Annotated in this window: 13 protein-coding genes and 1 riboswitch; of the genes, 2 read left to right on the forward strand and 11 right to left on the reverse strand. The window is 60.5% G+C overall.

Going from position 1 to position 14,999, the window contains the following annotated elements; genetic code table 11:
* Positions 1 to 19: 19 nt before the first annotated feature.
* The 11 genes from ACYZT5_RS31795 to ACYZT5_RS31845 form a co-directional block, all read right to left on the reverse strand.
* Positions 20 to 904: an alpha/beta fold hydrolase gene (locus ACYZT5_RS31795; protein WP_462048824.1), complete on the reverse strand. Its 885-nt coding sequence runs from the start codon at positions 902 to 904 to the stop codon at positions 20 to 22.
* Between the two features lie 313 nt (positions 905 to 1,217).
* A complete protein-coding gene (locus ACYZT5_RS31800) occupies positions 1,218 to 1,910 on the reverse strand; it encodes a pseudouridine synthase (RefSeq protein WP_462048825.1) in 693 nt (230 codons plus the stop codon).
* Between the two features lie 33 nt (positions 1,911 to 1,943).
* Entirely contained in the window at positions 1,944 to 2,162 is a 219-nt protein-coding gene (locus ACYZT5_RS31805; RefSeq protein WP_462048826.1) for a cysteine-rich CWC family protein, read from the reverse strand.
* A gap of 6 nt (positions 2,163 to 2,168) precedes the next feature.
* Positions 2,169 to 3,656: a sensor domain-containing diguanylate cyclase gene (locus tag ACYZT5_RS31810; RefSeq protein WP_462048827.1), complete on the reverse strand. Its 1,488-nt coding sequence runs from the start codon at positions 3,654 to 3,656 to the stop codon at positions 2,169 to 2,171.
* 191 nt (positions 3,657 to 3,847) lie between these two features.
* On the reverse strand, positions 3,848 to 5,620 hold the full coding sequence (gene atzF, locus ACYZT5_RS31815; RefSeq protein WP_462048828.1) for an allophanate hydrolase: 1,773 nt from the start codon (positions 5,618 to 5,620) through the stop codon (positions 3,848 to 3,850).
* A 25-nt stretch (positions 5,621 to 5,645) separates the two neighbouring features.
* The gene (gene uca / locus ACYZT5_RS31820) at positions 5,646 to 9,278 is read right to left on the reverse strand and encodes an urea carboxylase (protein ID WP_462048829.1); all 3,633 of its coding nucleotides are present in this window, start codon (positions 9,276 to 9,278) and stop codon (positions 5,646 to 5,648) included.
* Between the two features lie 307 nt (positions 9,279 to 9,585).
* A complete protein-coding gene (locus tag ACYZT5_RS31825) occupies positions 9,586 to 10,239 on the reverse strand; it encodes an urea amidolyase associated protein UAAP2 (protein ID WP_462048830.1) in 654 nt (217 codons plus the stop codon).
* An 11-nt stretch (positions 10,240 to 10,250) separates the two neighbouring features.
* Positions 10,251 to 10,976 carry an urea amidolyase associated protein UAAP1 gene (locus ACYZT5_RS31830; protein WP_462048831.1) on the reverse strand — a complete coding sequence of 242 codons (726 nt, stop codon included), beginning with the start codon at positions 10,974 to 10,976 and terminating at the stop codon, positions 10,251 to 10,253.
* 11 nt (positions 10,977 to 10,987) lie between these two features.
* The gene (locus ACYZT5_RS31835) at positions 10,988 to 11,776 is read right to left on the reverse strand and encodes an ABC transporter ATP-binding protein (protein ID WP_462048832.1); all 789 of its coding nucleotides are present in this window, start codon (positions 11,774 to 11,776) and stop codon (positions 10,988 to 10,990) included.
* Positions 11,773 to 12,588 carry an ABC transporter permease gene (locus tag ACYZT5_RS31840; RefSeq protein ID WP_033054095.1) on the reverse strand — a complete coding sequence of 272 codons (816 nt, stop codon included), beginning with the start codon at positions 12,586 to 12,588 and terminating at the stop codon, positions 11,773 to 11,775. The genes ACYZT5_RS31835 and ACYZT5_RS31840 overlap by 4 nt, the downstream gene beginning before the upstream one ends.
* A gap of 16 nt (positions 12,589 to 12,604) precedes the next feature.
* Complete coding sequence (locus tag ACYZT5_RS31845; RefSeq protein ID WP_462048833.1) at positions 12,605 to 13,672, reverse strand: putative urea ABC transporter substrate-binding protein; 1,068 nt, start codon at positions 13,670 to 13,672, stop codon at positions 12,605 to 12,607.
* 62 nt (positions 13,673 to 13,734) lie between these two features.
* A riboswitch (guanidine-I (ykkC/yxkD leader) is annotated at positions 13,735 to 13,835 on the reverse strand.
* Between the two features lie 277 nt (positions 13,836 to 14,112).
* Between ACYZT5_RS31845 and ACYZT5_RS31850 the strand changes: the two genes are divergently transcribed.
* Positions 14,113 to 14,355, forward strand: a complete 243-nt coding sequence (locus tag ACYZT5_RS31850; protein WP_415760700.1) for a hypothetical protein — start codon at positions 14,113 to 14,115, stop codon at positions 14,353 to 14,355.
* A gap of 167 nt (positions 14,356 to 14,522) precedes the next feature.
* A complete protein-coding gene (locus ACYZT5_RS31855; protein WP_462048834.1) occupies positions 14,523 to 14,969 on the forward strand; it encodes a hypothetical protein in 447 nt (148 codons plus the stop codon).
* The last annotated feature ends 30 nt before the right edge of the window (positions 14,970 to 14,999 follow it).

Here is a 14,999-nt window from a genome sequence, read left to right on the forward strand (position 1 = left end):
TGCTCGCGATGACTCTGTTTCAGATGGCCAATGCATGTTGGTCCTGGACGTAGTGGTAACGCGGTCGGCTTTCGTGTTGCGAAGGTTTCAGAAAGCCCAGCAATGCGTTGCGGCTGTCTCGGCAAGCAGCTTTGTGCTCCATGTCGAGAAAGTGGCCGGTGGCCTCAAGGGTGGTGAAGGTGGCGTGTTGCACATGGTTGGCGAACAACTGAGCGCCGTCGGCAGCGGTGTATTCGTCCCATTCGCCGTTCATGAACAGCACTGGCACGTTGATTTTCTCCGCGGCTTTCAGAAAGCACTGGCGATCGCTGTTGAGCAGGTCGCTGATGTGGTAGTGCATCTGCCCGTATTCATGCTCGGCCAGGGAACTGACGTGCCGATAATTGAAGCGCTTGAACAGTGTCGGCAGGTGTTTGCCGATGGTGCTGTTCACCAGGTTGCCGACCCGGTCCCCGTCCCGGCTGCCGAGGTAATCGACACCGCGTTCGAGGTAGTCGAGCATGTGCGCGTTGATCTCCGGGGAGAACGAACTGATCACGGCTTTTTCGATTCGCCGTGGCTGGTGGGCCAGGGCGACCAGGGTTGCGGCGCCACCCCAGGAAAACGACAGCACGTGTTCGGCGCCAAAGTGGTCGATCAACTCCAGGAGGATCTGCCCTTCGACTTCCTTGGACAGCATTTTCTCATGCAGGTTGTGGGCTTTGGACTTGCCCGCGTAGGGCTGGTCGTAGCAAACCACATTGAACTGCGGGTGAAGGTTTTTCACGGTTTGTGCAAACGACGCAGTCGTGGCCATCGAGCCGTTGACCAAGATAATGGTCTTCTCTGCGGCGTCTGCGCGATAGAACTCCGTGTAAACCCGATACTGACCCTGTATATCCAGCACAGCGATTTCTGGCCTCATGTCATAAGACTCCTGGCAAGCGGGTATGCGTGCAAATCAGATTGCACGAGCTTTGTGACAGGTAGGCATACGCCTGGAATTTGAGAGGCCCATGTCGATCCATTGCAGTCCGGTCGACGGGTATTGTTATTGGCGGGCAGACTGCCGGGGGAAAGCGGAACCTGAGGGTTCTCTACCGGCAAAAAGTTTCTTAGAAGTATGTTGTGACTCATCGGTCACATTTCGGCCGACGTCCTGATTCAAGCAGGGGTCACGTCATCGCGCAAGTATCTTTGGCAAATTGTTCGACAACTTCTGCTGAGCGGTCGCCTGCTTAGATCAATTGGATCTCTTCGGTGCGTAATACGCGGTACTCGCCCGGTTTCAGCGCACTGTCGAGCACCAGCGGGCCCATGCTTTCGCGGTGCAGGCGCAGCACCTTGTTGTCGAAATGACCGAACATCCGCTTCACTTGGTGATAACGGCCCTCGACGATGCTCAGCCGCGCCGATTTTTCCCCGAGTAGCACCAACTCGGCGGGTTGGGTAGTGAGATCCTCAAAGGCGAAGTACAGGCCCTCGATAAACGCGACTGCATATTCCGGGCCGATGTCTTGCTCGGTCTCGACGTAATAAACCTTGGGCAGTTTGGTCTGTGGTTGGGTCAGGCGTCGCGACCAGCTGCCGTCGTTGGTGATCAGCATCAGACCGGTGGTGTTGAAATCCAGCCGGCCGGCGATGTGCAGCTCATCCTTGTCCGGCTCATGGATCAGGTCGAGTACAGTCGGGTGCTCCGGATCACGGGTAGCGCTGACGCAACCGGCTGGCTTGTGCAACATGAAGTGACGCACCGGTTTGCCGACTTGCAGCACCTCGTCATCGACGTCGACACGACTGAACTCGCGTACTTCGGCGTGAGGGTCACTGACGATTTTTCCGTCGATCCTGACGCGCTTTTCCACCAGCAACAGACGCACCTGCTTACGGTTGAAGCGCGGCAGGTTGCTGAGGAAACGGTCAACACGCATGGCTAGTGGTCGGTGGGAAAGGGGCTGCGCATCTTACGTGATCGGCCGGGCGGATGCTTGCAACTGCGCCTCGACCCGAGCGCAGCCGGGGCACAAACAGGATGTGTCGCGCAGGCCGGCCGGCAGCGCTTCGAGCACTGCCGGGTCGATGCTGACGCCGTAGCACCAGCAGTCCCGATCGGCGGTTCGCGGGTCGGCCAGCGTACAGTCGTTGGAGGCGCCGCACGCCGGGCAGAGGTCAGGCTTACTCATGTAGGGTTATGCATAACTGGAGTGAGGCATTTCCACGCAGGTGCGGTTACGGCCGGCTTGCTTGGCCCGGTACATCGCATGATCAGCCCTCGAGAGCAGCGTGTGCAAGGTGTCATCGGTCTGCAGGGTGGTAACGCCGATGCTTACGGTCAGTTGCAAGGCCTTATCCTTGTAGGCATAACGCTGTTGCTCGACATGCTGACGAATTTTCTCGGCGATCATCAGACCGGTCTCACCGGCAGTGTCCTTGAGTAGCACGATGAATTCCTCACCGCCCCAGCGGCAGACGATATCGGAGTGCCGCAGACAGCTCTCCAGATCCCGAGCGAAACCGATCAGCACCTGATCGCCGGCAAGGTGGCCGTAGGTGTCGTTCAAGGCCTTGAAGTGGTCCAGATCCAGCAACAACGCGGTCAGAGGTTTGGGCTCGCGCTGGGCTTCATGCATGGCTTGCGCCGCCAGCAGGTCGAAGCCGCGACGGTTCGGCAACTCGGTCAGGCTGTCGAGGATCGCCTGGGCCTGGATCTTGCCCTGATAGCGCTTGATCACCCGGTTGAGCAGGATCAGCACAATCAGCGTGACGATCAGGCAGATCAACAGGTTGAGGTACAGCGACTGGCGGATTTCACTGAGGGCGCCGTCTTCGCGTTTGTCGACGAACAAGTACCAGTTCAGCTCTGGAATGAAACGCACATTGAGGAAATGTCCCTGGCCCCGGACGGAATATTCGTAGCTGCCGCTGTGAGGTTTGGGCAGTTGGCTGACCAGGTCCTTCATGCTGTCGAGCTCGCCGAGGGTCCGCCCGATCCGCGCGCCTTCTGGGCCACCCTCGGCGCCCGTAAGCACCAGACGCCCGAAGTTGTCGACGAAAAACACGCTGCGTTGATAACGCTGCTGATACTTGTCGATCAGCTTGATCACCGCATCGACTGTCAGACCGACGCCCGCCGCGCCGATGAAACGGTTGTTGTAGTCGTAGACCTTGTAGTTGATGAAGAAGGTCTGGTTGTCCTTGTTGGCAAGGTCTGGGTCGACATTGATTTCGTAGGGATCGGCCATGTCTCGTACGCGGAAATACCACGCATCGCGGGGCTCAGTGGTTTTGACCTGTTTGAGTACGCCTTTGGCGTGGTAGTAGGTCAGGCTGCTGTTGGAAACGAAAAATGCGGTGTAGGCGCCGTAGTGGGTCATGACCTCGTTGAGGTAGCGAGTCATTTTCTCGGGGTCGTTTTCGCCATTTACCACCCAGTCACGCATGAAGGTGTCGCGGGACATCATCGAGGAAATCAGGATCGGTCTGACGAGGTCTTTCTGGATTTCCGAGTAGACCGTGTCCGACGTCAGCGGCAGTTCGGTGTTGATGATGTTGTCGCGGATCGACGCTCGAGAGGCGTAGTAACTGAGGAAGGACGTGGCAAGAAAACCTGCGCCCAGCAGCGCGATCAGCGTGAGGACCAACGAACGTTGCGAATACAGCGGCGAGCGAAGCGGCATGACGATTCCGTTGGCAGTGACCCGATGGCAGGCATTCTAATGGCACTGCGGGGAAATAACTGCTCTATGTGCAAGGCGAATGATCGTTCCCACGCGCAGCAAAGGAATGCCGCCCGGGACGCTCCGCGTCCCTACGCGAGCGTGACGCAGAGCGTCACAGGATGCATTCCCACGCAGAGCGTGGGGTACGATCATTGAGCGAGGTAACGCCGCCATCCACCAAGGTGACTAATATCCACCGCCCCCTCCAGCCCGTACGCCTCACAAATAAACCCACTCTCCCAACGCCCATCCGCCAATTGCACCTTGCCCAACCCCAACGGCGCCGGAATCGCGGTCAAAAACGAACCCAACTCACTGCTCGGCAATTCCCAAACCTCCACCGCAATCGCCACACCTCCGTCCTTCACCCGAACCATCCCGGGACGAAACGGTGGGCCACCGGCCAAGGCATGCAGTTGATAGTTCGGTGAGCTGAACGTCGTCTCGACCAACCGAGCCCCGCGCTGCTTGAGCTGCCAGTTCAACGCCAGCCCATCCAGATGCGCGCCACACACCACCAATCGCGCCCGGTCATTACGCGCGGCAGCTGTCGGTGCAGGCGCGGCCGAACCTTGCTGGCGTTGCAAGGCATCCGCCACGCTCAACAAATATTGATCGGTAAAGGCCCGGCCAAACAGCGTTACGCCCCAAGGCAAACCATGACCCATGAAACCGCTGGGCACGGCGACGGCGGCGTAATCGAGCAGGTTCATGAAATTGGTGTAATAGCCCAGTTCCGAATTGCGCAGCACCGGTTCGGCGTCCAGTTCCGCCAGCGTAACGGGGCGGCCGAGGGTGGGTGTGAGCACGCAATCGAGACCTTCCAGGGCCTTGTCGCACAGGGCTTTCAGGGCTTGCAGCCGGTACTGGGCGCGGAAAGTTTGCACGCCGTTCACCGCTGGAGCCTTGGCCAGCACCGCGCGAATCACCGGCAGCACCGCTTCTGGGTTTTTCTCCATCAACTCGCCGGCCACGCTGTAGCGCTCGGCCACCCATGGTCCTTCGTAAAGCAAACGCGCCGCTTCGAGAAACGGCGACAAATCCAGTTCCACAGCTTCTCCGCCCAGAGCTTTGAGTTGGTCGATGGCATCACCGAACAACAGCGGACCTTCAGGGCAGCCGAAGAACGCCAGATCCTGCGCACGAGGTACGCCGAAACGAAAAGGACGCGGAGTGCCAAACGCCGAGCCGTCATTCCACAGCGGGTTGCTGCGGCTGTACTCATCGCGTGGATCGAGGTGTGCGGTGAGCGCCAGTAACTGACTGGCCTCCCGAGCGGTCGCTGTGAACGTGGTCACGCAATCGAGGGTGCGGCAGGCCGGAACCACACCCGCCGTGGAGATCAACCCTTTGGTGGCTTTCAGCCCGACCAGATTGTTCAGCGCCGCCGGCACACGCCCGGAGCCCGCCGTGTCCGTGCCCAAGGAAAAACTTGCCACGCCGAGCGCCACCGCCAGCGAGGAGCCGGCGCTGGAGCCGCCCGACGGATACTCCGGCAACACGCTGTTCGGGCACGCACCATACGGCGAGCGACTGCCGTTAAGCCCGGTGGCGAATTGATCAAGATTGGTCTTGCCCAACGGAATCGCCCCCAGCGCCAGCAACTGCTCGACGATGGTCGCCGAACGTTCCGGCACGTAGGCAAACGCCGGGCACGCTGCGGTGGTGGGAATACCCGCCAGGTCGATGTTGTCCTTGATCGCGAACGGCACGCCGAACAGCGGCAAGCTGTCGGGATCGCGACCGTCGAGTGCGGCGAGGTACGGTTCCAGTTCTTCAACACTGAGCAAGTGGATGAACAGGTGATAATCGGGGTTCAGCGCCGCGGCTTTATCGCGCAGGCTCAGCAGCAGTTGCCGAGGCGTGATGCTGGCGTCGCAGTAAGCGTTGCGCAAGGCGTCGAGTTGCAGATTGATGTTCATGGCGTTAATCCTTTTCAAAATGGGTTCACTCGAGTTCCAGCACGACGACGCGCTGTCCGGCGCGCACCGCCGAACCCGGTTGCACGCGAATCTCGCGCACCACCCCGGCCATCGGCGCGAGCAGCGGGATTTCCATCTTCATCGACTCCAGAATCACCAGCACATCACCCGCGGCGACCCGGCTGCCGGTTTCAACCTGAACCTGCCAGAGATTGCCGGCGATGTGGCTGTCGACGCTCTGTTGACCGCTGGCCAGCGGTGCGTCTTCGGTCACTTGCGGGGCCAGTTCTTCGCTGTCGAAATGCGCCTGGCCACTGGCGATCCAGCGCTCGCGCTCGGCGTTGAACGCGCTTTTTTGCTGATCGCGAAAGGCTGCGATGGTCTCGGCTTCTTTCGTCAGGAAGGCCTGGTAATCCGCCAGATTCAGCTGACTGTGCTCGATGTTCAGATCGAAGCGCCCGAGGGGGAAATCCCGTCGAATGCGCAGCAGTTCATCGGCACTGACCGGGTAGAAACGGATCTGGTCGAAGAAGCGCAGCAGCCACGGTTTGCCATCGAATGCGGCGACCTCGCGGTAGCGATTCCACATCTGCAAGGTGCGGCCGACGAACTGATAACCGCCAGGGCCTTCCATGCCGTACACGCACATGTAAGCGCCACCGATGCCCACAGAATTTTCGGCGGTCCAGGTGCGGGCCGGGTTGTATTTGGTGGTCACCAAACGATGCCGCGGATCGAGCGGCGTGGCGACCGGCGCACCGAGGTAGACGTCGCCCAGGCCCATTACCAGATAACTGGCTTCGAACACCGTGCGCTGCACTTCGTCGAGGTTTGGCAGGTCGTTGATGCGGCGGATGAACTCCAGATTACTCGGGCACCACGGGGCGTCCTTGCGCACGGTGGTCATGTATTTTTCGATCGCCAACTGGCAGGCTGGGTCGTCCCAGGACAACGGCAGATGGACGATGCGCGAGGGCACTTGCAGGTCCTGGGCGGCGCACACGGCGTCCCATTCGCCGGCGACGATGCCGAGCAAATCGGCCAGTGGAAGTTGTTCGGGTTGGTAGTGCACTTGCAGCGAGCGGATGCCCGGGGTGAGGTCGATTACCCCGTGCAGGTTTTGGCTTTCCAGCGCCTGCATCAGGGCGTGGGCGCGGAAGCGCAGGACCAGGTCGAGTTCGGGGGCGCCGATTTCCAGCAGCAGATGAGTGTCCCCCGATAATCTCGCAACGAGTCGCGTATCTCCCAGACCAATATCCAACACCACTGGCGACGCAAGTTCTTGTGGGAGCTGGCTTGCCTGCGATGAAGTTGATGCGGTGTCTGGTCGGGCCTCATCGCGGGCAAGCCCGCTCCCACAGGTATCCCATTTCAAGGTGAGGTTGCGGGCGGTTTTGAGGTCGATTGGGAGGAACTGCACTTTGTCCCCCGCCTTGAGCTGTCCCAACTGCCAGAGGTCCGCCTCGATCACCGTCACCGGGCAAACAAACCCGCCGAGGCTCGGGCCGTCGGGACCGAGGATCACCGGCATGTCCCCGGTGAAATCCACCGCACCAATGGCGTACGGATTGTCATGAATATTCGACGGATGCAGACCCGCCTCGCCACCATCGGCACGCACCCATGCAGGCTTCGGCCCGATCAACCGCACACCGGTTCGGCTGGAGTTGAAATGCACTTCCCACTGGGTGGCGAAGAAGGTGTCGATGTAGTTTTCGGTGAAGTATTCCGGTGCGCCATGAGGGCCGTAGATCACCCGGATCTGCCGCACTGCAGGTAACGCGGTGACCTGTTCTTCTTCCAGTTGTTGACCCGCGCTGCGATCGCTCAAGGTCGGTATGTGCAACACATCGCCGGCACGCAATGCACGACCACCATGCCCACCAAACTGGCCGAGGGTGAAGGTACTTTTGCTACCCAGATAATCTGGAACCTGAAGGCCACCGCGCAGGCACAGGTAGCTGCGGGCGCCCGCACCGGCAATCGTGCCGAGGCTCAATGTCGCCCCCGCCGGAACCAGCAGTGCGGTGTTCATCGGCACGGTTTCACCATTCAGTGCCAATGGAATGATTGCGCCTGTGACCGCCACCACCGCATCGCAATTGAAGCGCAGCAATGGCCCGCTCATGGTGATTTCCAGCGCCGCGGCACCTTCATCGTTGCCCAGCAGACGATTGCCCAAGCGCAACGCGCGACTGTCCATCGGCCCTGACGGCGGCACGCCCACGGCCCAGTAACCGAGGCGGCCGGGATAGTCCTGAACGCTGGTTTGAGTCCCGGCGCTGAGCACTTCAAATGTGTTGGCCTGATAGACCAGACCCTCCAGGCAACGGGTCCACGGCTGGCCGCTGGCGAAGGGCACATCGAGCAGTATCTGCCGCAAATAATCGCGGTTGGTTTCCACTCCGTAGAGCAGGCTGTCACCCAGCGCCTGATACAGGTCGGCAGCGGCTTCTTCGCGGGTCGGCGCCCAGCTGATGACCTTGGCGATCATCGGATCGAAGTACGGTGGAATCTCGCAACCGGCCTCGACCCACGTGTCGATGCGCAATTTTTTGCCGTCGGCGGCAGGGAAGTTAACGGCGGTCAGCAAGCCAGGGCTTGGCTGGAAATCACGACCTGGATCTTCCGCATAAAGCCGTGCCTGAATCGCATGGCCGCAGGCTTTCAAGCCTTGGCTCAACTCGCTCAACGGCGGTAAATCACCCGCCGCCAGTTCGACCATCCAGCGCACCAGATCCACACCCCAGACTTGCTCGGTGACGCCGTGCTCCACCTGCAAACGGGTGTTCACTTCGAGAAAGTAGAAGCGCTGAGCCTCGCTGTCGAAGACGAATTCAACGGTGCCAGCGCTGCGATAATTCACCGCTTTGGCCAGTTTGATCGCCGCTGCACACAGCTCATCGGCCATGCCGTCAGGCAGGTTCGGCGCCGGGGTTTCTTCGAGGACTTTCTGGTTGCGCCGCTGCACCGAGCAGTCGCGCACGCCGAGGGCAATCACTTCGCCCTGGCCGTCGCCGAACACTTGGACTTCCAGATGGCGAGCACGCTGGATGTACTTCTCGATGAACACCCCGGCGTCGCTGAAGTTGTTCTGGCCGAGACGTTTGACGGCGTCAAAGGATTCGCTCAATTCGTCCGCGCTGCGGCACACGCGCATGCCGATGCCGCCACCGCCGGCGGTGCTTTTGAGCATCACCGGGTAGCCGACCTGCTCACCTGCGATTAGTGCGGCGTCGAGGCTATCGAGTAACTCAGTGCCTTCGAGCATCGGTACGCCGTGTTGTTTAGCCAATGCGCGGGCAGTGTGCTTGAGACCGAAGACTCGAAGCTGCTCTGGCGTCGGGCCGATGAAGGCAATGTTGGCGGCTTCGCAAGCTTCGGCGAACGCGGCGTTTTCCGAGAGAAAACCGTAGCCGGGATGGATCGCCGTGGCGCCGGTGGATTTGGCAATGGCGAGAATCTTGTCGACCGCCAGATATGTGCCGGCGGCTGCGCCTTCACCGAGGCTGTGGGCTTCGTCGGCTTGCAGAATGTGCAGGCTCGCGGCATCCGCTTCGGAGTAAACGGCGACGCCCTGGACCTGCACTTCACGCAAGGTACGCAGGATGCGGCAGGCGATGGCGCCACGGTTGGCAATCAGGACTTTTTCGAACATGGCATAACCCCTGGAGGCGATAACGCATCAGCCTCGACCTGGGATGCGGGCCGTCCCGCAGTTTTTCGATAAGCGCCGAGGTCGTCCCCGACGGCAGAATCACTTCACTCCAAACCACCACCGAACCCCTGTGGGAGCGAGCCTGCTCGCGATGGGGCCAGCACATTCGACATTGATGTCGACTGACACACCGCTATCGCGAGCAGGCTCGCTCCCACATTGGAGTTGTGGTGGTCTCACTGTTTGAGGCATTGGCCGGACCGCGCCTGGCACAAGAGAAACAACCATCGACGCAACCGCGCGAATTTCAGTTCCATACCAATAGCTCCGCAGGGGTGGGGTTGTAGGCGTTGCACGGGTTGTTCAGTTGCGGGCAGTTGGAGATCAGCACGATCACGTCCATCTCGGCCCGCAGGTCGACGTATTTGCCCGGCGCCGAGATGCCGTCTTCAAACGTCAGCCCGCCATCCGCCGTGACCGGCACGTTCATGAAGAAGTTGATGTTCGGCCCGATGTCGCCCTTGCCCAGTCGTCCATCGTGCACGCAGGCGCGCAGGTAGTTGTCGCGGCAGCTGTGCATGTAGCGTTTCTCCAGCGCGTAACGCACAGTGTTGCTCTCTTGTGCGCAGGCACCGCCGAGGGTGTCGTGACGGCCGCAGGTGTCGGCAACGATGGTCAGCATCGGCTTGCCGAGGTTGGAATAGAGCACGCTGCCGGTGCTCAGGTAGACGCTGTTCTGTCGGCGCAACGTGCGTTGCACGTCGTAGCGTTCCTTGGGATTGGCAACGCTGTAGAACAAAGTGTCGACGGCCTGATTGCCTTCCAGATCGAGGATGCGCAAAGTCTGGCCAGCCTTGACTTCCATCAGCCACGGTTCGCCGGCCGGGATGGTGGCGCGGTAGATCGCGGTTTCGGGCAGCCTGTTTGTGATAACGGCAGCGGTAGCAATTGCGAGTGACATGGCAGCGATCCTCAGGCGAACAGACGGTCGGTGTTGATGAAGCCGCGCTCGTTTTCCGGGCGCGAGGTGCGGCAGTGTTCGGCGACGCTGGCGTCGGCGTTCATCCAGCTGAGCTTCAGCGGTTTTGGCGCGTACTCAGGCGAAGGGTCCATTGGATGTTGCAGCGCGGTGAGCACCACCAGCGTGTCCATCGGCGCATACAGCTCGATGTAGTCGCCGGCCCTGGAATTGCCTTCGACGAAGTGGAACTGCCCAGCCTCATCGACGTTCACGCGGCTGAACAGGTTGAGCGTCATCAGCAGGTCGGACAGGCCCAAACCCCACTTACCCAACTCCACCAACAGGTTGTCGGTGCCGTTGCGGAAGAAGCCGTTGCGCAGTTCCTGATAGCGGCCCTGGCCGTATTTTTCCGCGACTTCTTCAGCACAGAGCACACCGCCGAGGCTGTCGCTCCAGCCGCAGGTGTCGGCAGTGATCGCCGCCAGCACGCGGCCCATGTCCGAATACAGGCAATGGCCGGTGGTGAGCTTGGCGGTGTGTTGGCATTTGAGGCTGTCGGGCAGGTTCAGGCGTTCGGTTTTTTCGTTGGCGTTGAGCAGCGTCAGGCTGACGTTGGCGCCGCCGCGAAGGTCGGTCAGGCGCAGCAGTTGACCGCGTTTCAACACGAAAGAACGATGGCCGCCACCGGGGAGCATTTCTTCGGCGAAGGGTGGGAACAGTTGGATCGAATCAGTCATGTGCAAAATCCTTAAGCGATACGAAGTGTGCCTGCCAGCTCAGCCGGCAAGGCATCGATGGCTTTGCTATGGGCGCGGCGGTCGCTGTTCAAAGGGATGTCGTAGGTGATGCGCGCGCCATAGGCGCCAGGGGCGTGCGGGTCGATGCGGACCTTGTCGAACACCAGCAGGCGCGTGCCAAGGCTGAAGCCTTCGGACAGGTCGTGGGTGACCATGAACACTGTCAGTTGCGTCTCGCGCCACAACTCCAACAGCAGGCCGTGCATGTCTTTGCGGATGCCTGGGTCGAGGGCGCCGAACGGTTCGTCGAGCAGCAACACGCGCGGTTTCATGATCAACGCCTGGGCAATGGCCAGTCGTTGTTGCATGCCGCCGGAGAGCTGCGCCGGGTATTTGTCCAGCGAGTGACCGAGACCGACTTTGTGCAGCAGCGTCGAGGCCTGTTCTCGTGCGCCTTTTTTTGAACTGCCGAACAACCGCCCGAGTAACGGTGAGCGCGGCAGTTCAAGGCCCAGGGCGACGTTGTCCAGCACGGTCAGGTGCGGGAACACCGAGTAGCGCTGAAACACCACGCCACGGCTGGCATCCGGTTCACCGGCCAGGGCTTGGCCGTCGAGCAGAATCACGCCGCGACTGGCGCGTTCCTGGCCCAGCAATAGGCGCAGGAAGGTCGACTTGCCGCAACCTGACGCACCGACGAGTGTGCAGAACTCACCCTCGTTGACGTTCAGGTTCAGCCCTTCGAGCACCACCTGATCGGCGTATTGCTGCCAGACGTTTTTCACCGTGATAAAGCTCATGCGCGGGCCCCCTCATACCAAGGAAACGCCCGTTGGGTCAGGCGTTTCAGGCCCCAGTCCATCAGCCAGGCGAGCAGGGTGATCCAGACTACATAGGGCAGGATCACGTCCATCGCCAGGTAACGGCGCACCAGGAAAATCCGGTAGCCGAGGCCGTCGGTAGAGGCGATGGCTTCGGCGGCGATCAGGAACAGCCACGCCGAGCCCAGCATCAGCCGCAGCGAGATCAACAAGCGTGGCAACAGTTGCGGCAGCACCACTCGCAGCATCAGCGTCCAAGTCGAAGCACCGAGGGTCTGGGCCTTGATCAGCAACTCGACCGGAATTTCCCGGGCGCGCTGCTCCAGATCCCGCGCCAGACAAGGGGTGATGCCGATGACGATCAGCATCACTTTCGACAACTCCCCCAGCCCGAACACGATGAACAGAATCGGCAGAATCGCCAGCGGCGGCACCATCGACAGCACCGTCAGCAACGGCGACAACGGCGCGCCGAACAGCGGCAGGGTACCGGCGGCGATACCCAGGCACAGCCCGGCCAACGCGCTGATACCGAGGCCGATGGCCAGGCGTCGCAGGCTGGACGCGGTGTCTTGCCACAGCACGTATTCGCCGGTGCGAGTGTCGGCGGTGAACGCCAGGCGTTTCACCGCGTCGGTCATCTGCACGGCGCTCGGCAGCAGCTTGTCGTTGGGGTTGTCCGTCAGCCGCTCGGCCGAGCCCATGAAGTAGGCGAACAGCACCAGGGCGAACGGCAGGATCACCAACAGCAGGCGACTCGGGCGATCCGGGTGGCGATTGATCAGACGCATGGCCAGGTCCTCCTGATTACAGCTTGGCGTCGGCGGCCATCTGCACGTAGGTCGGGTCGAAGCGCAGCTTGAGGTTGGCCTTGTCGCCGCTGGTCACGCCATTGGCGAACGCCATGCCGACCGCGCTGGTGTCTTTGGCGCCTTCACCGAGCAAGCCGTGCTGGAACGAGAACTCGGCGACTTTGCGCATCGTTTGCGGCAGTTGCTTGCTGGTGGAGAACGCCAGGGCTTCTTGAGGGGTGGCGAACAATTTGGTGGTGTCCAGTTGCGACTGGAAACCGGCCAGATCGGTGCCCGAGGCTTTGGCCATGTGTTCGAGTGCGGCTTTGCTGGAGGCATTTTTCGCGTTCATTAACTCAACCACTTCAAACCAGGCACCGGTCAGCGCTTTGCCCAGCGCCGGGTTGTCTTTGAGGGTCGATGAGTTGACCACCATCATGTCCATGATTTCGCCGGGGACCTGGCTGGAGTTGAAGACTTCGGTCACACCGGGCTTGGCCTTGATGTCCGAGAGCATCGGGTTCCAGGTGGTGACGGCGTTGACCTGATCGGTGTTGAAAGCGGCTGAGATATCGGCGTCGGAGGTGTTGACCACTTTCAGGTCTTTCTCGGTGAGATCAACCGAATCCAGCGCCCGGGCCAGCAGGTAATGGGAGACAGAGAGCTCCACCAGGTTGACGTCCATGCCTTTGAGGTCGGTGACTTTCTTGCCGTCGCCCTTGAGCACGATGCCGTCGTTGCCGTTGGAGAAATCGCTGACGATCAGCGCCGTGCTGTCGACGCCACCGGCCGCCGGAATGGTCAGCGCATCCATGTTGGTCATGGTGCAGCCATCGAATTGGCCGGCGGTGTATTGGTTGATGGATTCGACGTAGTCATTGAGCTGCACGACATCGATCTTGATGCCGTACTTCTTCGCCCATTTATCGACGATGCCCTGGCTGCCTGCGTATTCCCAGGGCATCCAGCCGGCGTAGATGGTCCAACAGACGCTGAAGTGGTCTTTCTGGGCTGCTTGGGACGAAACGCTCACGAGGGCTGCGAAAGCAGCGGCGAGCAGGGCGGGTAAACGAAGCTTGAGCATGGGTGGTTCTCCAGTTGATCAAGGGCGGGCAGGAGTCAACGCGGCACCGCGAACGGTGGCTTGTCTCCCGGGCTTTTGTCCCGCCGTGTAACCTCAACTGGAGGTCGCCAACTCTCGGACCAGCCACTCGCCTTAGCGAGCCGGAACCCTAGTCAGCCATTGCAAATTGTGGTGCCGCGAACCTGTGATGACTCCTGCACGTCTTTGCTAAAGCGAGAGCCGTGCCAAGTCGGCTTGAGCGCTCTAGCGTGGGCGATTACGCAGTTGGCGCGCTGGGAAGAGGTGACGGCGTTGCCTTGTGATGGTGCGCGGGTGCACCTCAATGGGACGTATCGGCCGCCGATCTGAAGGTTGGCGCCGCCCGGCACTCGATGGAGCATTTCCAGTCAAAACAGGTGTCAGCCGGCCTGTTCCGGCTGTGGGTCTTTCAGGAGGCCGCCATGTTTCGTCGACTGTTGCTTGGTGTTGTTCTGGGTCTTGGGCTATCCGGCTGCTACTACTATGCCGGTGGCTATGATGTGTATTCCGCGCCTTATTACTACCCCGGCTATTCGCCCTATTCCTACTATTACGGCCCGCGCTATTACTACGGCCCGCGCTTTTATGGCGGCTATCGCTACTACTATTGGGGCGGGCATTCGCCACGTTATTACGGAGGTGGATATCGTGGTGGCCACCATTAATCAGCGGGTGAATGGATGAAAAACCTTTCATCGGCGACTTGTTTCAATGTGTTTCAAGAACGCACCAGATTTGGAAAACGATGTCTGATCTTTCGACAGTCACCGAATAATTGACTGTCGCCTGCCAGCGTCGCTGGTGTGGCTCACTCGCGGTCCAGGAGGCCGCCATGTATCTGCGAATTCTTCTGATTGCTGTATTGGGATTGTCTCTTGGTGCATGCGTGCCTTATTCCGATGGAGGAGCCAGCTACTACAGTTCCGAGGTCTATACCTCGCCAGCCTATTATGATGGCGGACCTTACTATTCAGGCGGCGGCGGTTATTACACACAACCACGCCGGTACTACGCACCGCCAGCTCGGTACTACCAGCCAACGCCGCGGTATTACCACCAGCCGCGGGTTTATCAACCGGCACCACGCTATTACCAGCCGCAACGAGGCGACTATCGGGCCCATCAGAATCACGGTTGGGACGGCCGTAACCGCGGCGGCTGGAACAACGACGACCGTGGCAATGGCGGGCGCAACAATCACGGCGGACGGGGCGACCACAACGGTCGCGGTGATCGCAATGGACGAGGCGATCACGATGGCCGAGGCGGCCACCGTTAAACGCTCATAAAAAAGCGGCGCATGAAGCGC

Source organism: Pseudomonas sp. LB3P14 (genome assembly GCF_054898045.1).

Coding starts and splice junctions, on each gene's coding strand:
- ACYZT5_RS31800 (WP_462048825.1), bottom strand. CDS start 1,910: ATGCGTGTTGACCGTTTCCTCAGCAACCTGCCGCGCTTCAACCGTAAG.
- ACYZT5_RS31855 (WP_462048834.1), top strand. CDS start 14,523: ATGTATCTGCGAATTCTTCTGATTGCTGTATTGGGATTGTCTCTTGGT.
- ACYZT5_RS31835 (WP_462048832.1), bottom strand. CDS start 11,776: ATGAGCTTTATCACGGTGAAAAACGTCTGGCAGCAATACGCCGATCAG.
- ACYZT5_RS31810 (WP_462048827.1), bottom strand. CDS start 3,656: ATGCCGCTTCGCTCGCCGCTGTATTCGCAACGTTCGTTGGTCCTCACG.
- ACYZT5_RS31840 (WP_033054095.1), bottom strand. CDS start 12,588: ATGCGTCTGATCAATCGCCACCCGGATCGCCCGAGTCGCCTGCTGTTG.
- atzF (WP_462048828.1), bottom strand. CDS start 5,620: ATGAACATCAATCTGCAACTCGACGCCTTGCGCAACGCTTACTGCGAC.
- ACYZT5_RS31825 (WP_462048830.1), bottom strand. CDS start 10,239: ATGTCACTCGCAATTGCTACCGCTGCCGTTATCACAAACAGGCTGCCC.
- ACYZT5_RS31830 (WP_462048831.1), bottom strand. CDS start 10,976: ATGACTGATTCGATCCAACTGTTCCCACCCTTCGCCGAAGAAATGCTC.
- ACYZT5_RS31845 (WP_462048833.1), bottom strand. CDS start 13,672: ATGCTCAAGCTTCGTTTACCCGCCCTGCTCGCCGCTGCTTTCGCAGCC.
- uca (WP_462048829.1), bottom strand. CDS start 9,278: ATGTTCGAAAAAGTCCTGATTGCCAACCGTGGCGCCATCGCCTGCCGC.
- ACYZT5_RS31805 (WP_462048826.1), bottom strand. CDS start 2,162: ATGAGTAAGCCTGACCTCTGCCCGGCGTGCGGCGCCTCCAACGACTGT.
- ACYZT5_RS31850 (WP_415760700.1), top strand. CDS start 14,113: ATGTTTCGTCGACTGTTGCTTGGTGTTGTTCTGGGTCTTGGGCTATCC.
- ACYZT5_RS31795 (WP_462048824.1), bottom strand. CDS start 904: ATGAGGCCAGAAATCGCTGTGCTGGATATACAGGGTCAGTATCGGGTT.